This window comes from Epilithonimonas tenax DSM 16811, from assembly GCF_000428485.1.
GTDB lineage: Bacteria > Bacteroidota > Bacteroidia > Flavobacteriales > Weeksellaceae > Epilithonimonas > Epilithonimonas tenax.
Window position 1 is genome coordinate 71,824 of the sequence record NZ_AUAA01000016.1, and the last position, 6,717, is coordinate 78,540.

The window sequence follows — 6,717 nt, forward strand, 5'->3', positions numbered from 1 at the left end:
CTTAGTGATGATCTATTTTTTTCCAGATCTTCTGATCTTCGATTTGATGGTAGAATTTCCCTAAATTAGAAAATCTCAAAGTTTCTTTGGAACCTAAAGCCAAATAACCGAAATTCTCCAGACTGGCATCGAAAAGACCAAACACACGCTCCTGCAGTTCTTTATCAAAATAGATCAAAACATTGCGGCAAATGATCAGCTGAAAACTGTTGAACGAACTGTCTGAAACCAGATTATGCGTAGAAAGTATCAGTTTTTCATTCAGGCTTTTATCAAACCTTGCATTATCGTAATTGGCAGTATAATAGTCTGAAAAATCTTTTTTACCACCGGAAATCATATAGTTCTCAGAATAGGTTTTCATTTGATGCATAGGAAAAACCCCAGCCCGAGCTGTTTCCAGAACTGAAGGATTGATATCTGTGCCATAAATCAGACATTTGTGATAAAGGCCGGCTTCCTTCAGCAAGATTGCGATCGAGTATGCTTCTTCGCCCGTAGAGCAGCCAGCTACCCATATTCTGATCAAGGGAAAGGTGCCTAGCTGAGGCAAAATATTATCCCGCAACGATTTGAAAAACAGCGGATCACGAAACATCTCTGTCACGTTTACGGTAATCTCTTCTATAAAATGCTTAAAATAGTTGGGATCATTCAGCACGGTGTACCGCAACTCTGCATAGCTTGTAAACCTGTCTATCACACAGATGCGGTTTACCCTTCTTTTGAAAGAGGCGCGGCTGTAAAGGGAAAAGTCATAACCATAAGATTCGTAGACATCCTTTATAAGGTGCTCTATTTCATTGTCTTTTATGATACTTGGTTCCAGCATTAGCAGTGTTTTTCTATAGCAGTTAGTAGTAGATCCACATCGATTGGTTTTTTGATATAATCTTGTGCGCCTGCTTCCAGGCATTTTTGACGGTCTTCTTCCATCGCTTGTGCTGTGACTGCAATAATTGGAACCTTGCTGATGTCCGGCGTATTTCTGATGATCTTGATCGCTTCATAGCCATCCATCTCCGGCATCATCATATCCATCAACACCACGCAAAAATCATTGTCTTCCTTGAGAATGCGGATGGCTTCATCTGCCATCATACAACTTTCCAGCTGATATTTCCGCGCCTTCAGGGTCAGTCTTAATGCAAAAATATTATGGGGATCATCATCAACAATTAAAATTCTCTTGCTCATTACACTTCAAAAAGTTTTTCTTAATTTTCATACAACCAAACACGTAACAATGACAGCAACTGATCTATATCTACAGGCTTTGTAATATAGTCAGACGCGCCTGCCTGAAGACATTTTTCACGATCACCAATCATAGATTTTGCGGTAACAGCAATAATTGGCAGTCTTTTATAGGCCTGCATTTTTCTTATTTCCTGTATTGTTTCATAGCCATCCATCTCCGGCATCATCATATCCATCAACACGACATCGATATCTGGATTTACCTTGATCTGCTCCAACGCCTGTTTGCCATCCATGGCCAAGACCACTTCTACTTTGTATTTTTCCAAAGCTTTGGACAGAGAAAATATATTGCGGACGTCATCATCTGTGATCAGAATCTTTTTACCACTCAGGACTTCCGTCAATGAGCCTAAAGTTTTGTTTCTGATGGTTTCTACAGAACTGTTTTTTTCTTCTACCAAATGTAAGAATAATCCCACCTCATCCAAGATTCTTTGGTATGAATGTGCTGTTTTGACAACGATAGAATCTGCATATTGCTTGATTTTAAGCTCTTCGGATTTGGAAAGATTCCTTTCTGTAAAAATAATGATCGGCAAATTCTCCATACCTTCATAGGTTTTGATAGACTCGATGATCTTATAACCATTTCTTCTGTCTGTGCCAATATCCAGAATCACACAGTCTGTTTTATCTGAATTCAACGCATTCACACTGTCTTCTACGTTGTCCTCTACAGAAAGTGAAATATTAAAATTGCTCAGGAAATAAGACAATGCACTCGCGTGCTTGGCATTTTCTTCTACAATCAGTACTTTCTGAGGCGATTTTTTCAAGGCGTCTTCGATTTTTTTGAAAACTTCGGTCATCTGATCCAACGCAAGTGGTTTGTTAATGAAATCTATAGCGCCCTTCATCAGACTTTGTTGCCGCACATGCAATGATGACATGATATGAACTGGGATGGGCTTGGTCTGCGGATTGGATTTCAGCTCGTCCATCACCTGCCAGCCATCTTTTACAGGCAGCTGCACATCTAGCAAAATTGCAGCTGGCCGGTATTGCAATGCGGCAGAAATGGCGTGATCTCCTCGTACAGCTACGATACCTTTGTAATTTTGGAGCCTTGCATATTTCAGCAATGCTTTGGCAAAATTGGTGTCATCTTCTACAATCAGGATCACTTTATCATCTTTCGCTATGTTGTCACGGTCATCGTCCACATCTTCTGGTATTTCCAAAACATTAATTGGTATTGAAATCCCATATTGGTTATCATCGATGATGCTTTTTACTTCCTCTGTATCTCGCACCATGATCTCATCCAAAATCTGACTATTTTCTATTTTACTGAGTCTTGATTTTTCATCCTTCGGGATAATCAGGCAAAATTCGCTGCCCTTATTCACCTCACTTTCCAAGATCAATTCGCCACCCAATAATTTGGCAATTTCGCGACTGATGGATAGTCCCAAACCAGTCCCTCCAAATTTACGCTGTGTAGATCCGTCAGCTTGTTGGAACGCTTCGAAGATCACCCGTTGTTTGTCTTCCGGAATACCTATTCCAGTATCTTTCACAGAGAAAATGATGAAATCTTTATTTTTTTTATCTTGTCTGATATGGAGTTCCACGCTTCCTTCTTTTGTAAATTTGATAGCGTTGGAAAGCAGATTTCTCAGCACCTGATCCAGGCGTAAACGGTCTGTTTCAATGGTCTTTTCCACATCATTTTCAATATTGATATTGAAATCAATTCCTTTATTTTTGGTGATAGGATTCAGTAGATTTTTGAGATCTTTTACTACATTTTCCAATTCTACATCCTGGTATTCCAGTGACATTTTCCCAGATTCTATTTTGGCAAGATCTAAAATTTCATCAATCAAGGTCAATAAACTTGTTCCCGAGCTTTGGATGACTTTGGCTGATTCTATCTGATCTTCGTTCAGATTATTATCAGAATTTTCCGCCATCAACCTGGAAAGCAGCAGAATAGAATTAAGAGGCGTTCTGAGTTCGTGTGACATATTGGCCAGAAACTCTGATTTATATTTGGTACTTAATTCCAATTCTTCAGCTTTTTTCTGAATTTCAGAATTACGATCTGCAATAAGATGATTTTTTTCTTCCAATAATTTGGAGCGCTCTTCCAGTTCTACATTGGTCTGCATCAGCTCTTCCTGCTGGACTTTCAGTTCCTCTTCGGAAGCCTGAAGTTTTTGGGTCTGGGCTTCCAGTTCTGTGTTCAGGTTTTCCAATTCGGAATGTTGAACCTGCAGTTCCTCTGCCTGCGCCTGGGTTTCTTCCAACAGGCGCTGTTCTTTTTCGCGGCCTTTTGCTGCGTTGAGAGCAATACCGATGTTTCGGCAGCTTTCAGAAAAATAATCGACTTGATCTTGATCAAAATTGCTGCTGGAACTTAATTCTAAAATCCCGACGCTGTCATTGTTAAGAAGAATCGGAACCAGAGCAATGCCATTGATCTTGATTTTGCCTGATGCAAAAGAAACAGCAAAATCATTCTCATTCAGATCGCTATAAACTTTTGCCGTTTTCTGCAGAAAAGCCTGACCAACCATTCCGTCACCGAATTCAAAAGATTGTTTCATATGACTTTCCAATCCGAAAGCGGTGCTAAGTCTCAATTTCCCTTCGTCTACCAAATAAATGGCACCGTTTGTACAGTTGCCATAGTCTATCAATTGATTCAGCGAGTCGATCGTTAACTGAGTGACAGTTTTGTTACCTACTAAAGATTCATTGACCAGCGCCATGCCTTTCTGATGCCAATCACTTTTATTAATCTTATCAAAAGCGGTTTTCAGTGAGTCTGTCATATGATTGAGAGAGTCTACCAGATCGCCAAGATCGCCATCATAATTATCTGACAGTCTTTGGGTATAATCTCCGTTGGAAACACGGTTTGCAACCTGCTGAATAACACTTACCCGATTGGACATTTCAATATCTTTCGCTTTCAATTCTTTCTCCAGTCTGTCTCTTCTAATGAGGTCATTCTTGAGTTTGAAATAGACAAACACAGTCACTCCGATGGCAGCCAGCGCAGAAAATAGGATGAATAAAACAGTTGTATTAGAAGACTTTTTAAGATCTTTGCTCTTCTTGTCGAGCTGGGCTTCTTCAAATTGTACAAATTGATGTACCAGAACTCTGCATTTGTCCATATAGGCCTTACTGAGCATCATCTGATCCTGGGTCATTGCAATGCCTCTGCGCTTGTTCTCAACAAGCTGTTTCAGATTTTCCATATTACCATTCACATTTTGCTCGAGACTGGTTAGGCGTTCACGCTGCTCTTTATTATTAATATCAAAAGAGTTCGCAAGCTGTATTGCTTTGGAGTATTCTTTCACACTACGGTTGTATGGTTCCAGAAAACTCTCTTTGCCTGTCTGCTGATATCCTCTGTTGCCTGTTTCTGCATCCAGAAGTGCAACCAAAATGTCCTTTACGGCAGACATAGACCTCCTGCTTTTGGAAACATCTTCACGGTGTTCCATTTGTTTTTGGATGCTCCAATATGACAATACCGAACTGGCCATCAGTATAAATAAAGATAATCCGATTCCTAATTGTAGATTTCTTATCACTTGTTTCGGCATAAAATTAATTTAAAGGTAATGTAAAGTAAAATGTAGAACCTTCTTCTAGCACGCTAGATAATCCGATCGTTCCGTCGTGCTGTTTGATGATTTCTGAACAGATGTACAAACCAATTCCCATTCCCTGGAACTGTAGTGATGACTCCTCTACACGGTAGAATTTCTTAAAGACAGCATCTTGCTTGAAGTCCGGAATACCGATTCCAAAATCTGTAACGCTGACCCTTACTTCATTTTCATCCACAAACGTTGAAACGATAATCTGATTATTTTCTGGAGAATACTTAATTGCATTGGTAAGGAAGTTAATCAAGACCTGCTCTATTCTGATCTCGTCCAGAGGGATGAGAATATCGGGAATAATGCCGTGACGTGAAATTTTCACTTTATCATCGTGTGTCTGCAGAATGGTTTCTATCGCATTATGAATGGTATTTTCTAAGTTGGTTGGTTTTTTACTGATCTTCAGTTTCCCGTTTTCAATTTTGGAAACATCCAGCAGATCTGTGATCAGGCTGTTCAATTTCTCTACCTGCGACAATGCTTTTGTAACATAAGTGGCTTCAGCATTGCCCTGATCGATCTTCAGTTTACGCTCTAGCAATTGCATATAGGCTTTGATACTGGTCAATGGTGTTTTGAGTTCGTGACTTGCAATACTCAGAAATTCGTCTTTTTCTTTTTCAACTTTTTTCTGATCATCGATATCTGTAAAAGTACCCACCCAGTTCTTAATCGTTTTGCCGTCATAGACTGGTGACATTCTTAGCAAATGAAAACGGAAATCCCCTGTTTGTCTATTTTTTATGCGAATCTCCAATTCTAGTGCTTTCCGCTTTTTTCTACAACGTTCAAATTCCAAAAGAATACTGTGATCATCATAATGGGTTTCGGGAAACACTTTTTCAGAGGCAGAATAGTCGTACCATTTGCTATTAACAAAAGTTACCGCACCCATACCGTCAAGTGTAAAAGCAATCTGAGGCAAGGCCTCCAACATCAGATGGAAATGATCTATCTCAGACCTCATCGTCACCTGCGCTTCTCTTCTACCTTGGACCTCCAGTTCCAGACTATGCTGGTTTTTCTTCATCGCCAGATTGTTCTCCTGAAGATTGTAGAACGTTTTGACTTTTAATAAAAGAATTTCCGGATCAATCGGTTTCGTCACATAATCGATACCTCCGGATTCGTAGCCCCGGGTGATAAACTGTTTGTCCGTATTGACGGCAGATAAAAATATGATTGGAATATCTTTGGTTTTGCTGTATCCCGCAAAAGATTCTGCCACTTCGAAGCCATCCATGCCTGGCATTTGCACATCCAAAATAATCAATGCATAATTATTCTTGAGTGCTTTCCCCAACGCCTGTTCGCCAGATTCAGCTGTATCAACTTGAAAATCTTTGGATTCCAGTAATTTTTTTAAAGAGTAAATATTGTTTTTATTATCATCAACAATTAATATCATAATATATAAATGGTCTAATACCTGGATTGTATTTCTTTAGTTTCAAAAATACTGACATATTTTCAAAAAGCACGCCATTTTTTTAAGTATATTAAAAGAAATAAAGCACTAATTCAGATTTGGATGAGTGATAATGTTTTATTCTTATGGGATCAATTCCAAAACTTGGGGAGAAAGATAAAAATTAATAATTTTGAAGGATGTTAAATGATGTCGAACTCCTTAAATTATTTTTACCGGAACTTCTCATTGAGTATTTTGAGATTGTAAAATTTGAAGAAGAAAACCAAATCCTGCACATCTATTTTGAAGAGAAAAATACTGCTCCGAAAGAGTTTTCTTCTCTGCTATTACAGTCAAAAGGTTTTGTTCCGGAAATAACCGTTGATGATTTTCCTCTGCGTGGAAAAACAGTAA

5 protein-coding genes are annotated in these 6,717 nt (G+C 39.0%); 1 reads left to right on the plus strand and 4 read right to left on the minus strand.

Annotated features, from left to right (window positions below):
- Position 1 precedes the first annotated feature (1 nt).
- The 4 genes from F564_RS0109760 to F564_RS0109775 are packed head-to-tail and all read right to left on the minus strand — an operon-like array spanning position 2 to position 6,300.
- Positions 2 to 832: a CheR family methyltransferase gene (locus tag F564_RS0109760; RefSeq protein WP_028122483.1), complete on the minus strand. Its 831-nt coding sequence runs from the start codon at positions 830 to 832 to the stop codon at positions 2 to 4.
- Positions 832 to 1,197, minus strand: coding sequence for a response regulator (locus F564_RS0109765; protein WP_028122484.1), 366 nt, complete (start codon positions 1,195 to 1,197; stop codon positions 832 to 834). The genes F564_RS0109760 and F564_RS0109765 overlap by 1 nt, the downstream gene beginning before the upstream one ends.
- A 20-nt stretch (positions 1,198 to 1,217) precedes the next feature.
- On the minus strand, positions 1,218 to 4,829 hold the full coding sequence (locus F564_RS0109770; protein ID WP_028122485.1) for a response regulator: 3,612 nt from the start codon (positions 4,827 to 4,829) through the stop codon (positions 1,218 to 1,220).
- Positions 4,830 to 4,833: 4 nt separating this feature from the next.
- Positions 4,834 to 6,300, minus strand: coding sequence for a hybrid sensor histidine kinase/response regulator (locus F564_RS0109775; protein ID WP_028122486.1), 1,467 nt, complete (start codon positions 6,298 to 6,300; stop codon positions 4,834 to 4,836).
- A 200-nt stretch (positions 6,301 to 6,500) separates the two neighbouring features.
- On the opposite strand from F564_RS0109775, the gene F564_RS0109780 reads away from it, so the two are divergent.
- Positions 6,501 to 6,717: ISAon1 family transposase N-terminal region protein (locus tag F564_RS0109780; protein ID WP_028122487.1), on the plus strand; the 217-nt coding region annotated here is incomplete at its 3' end.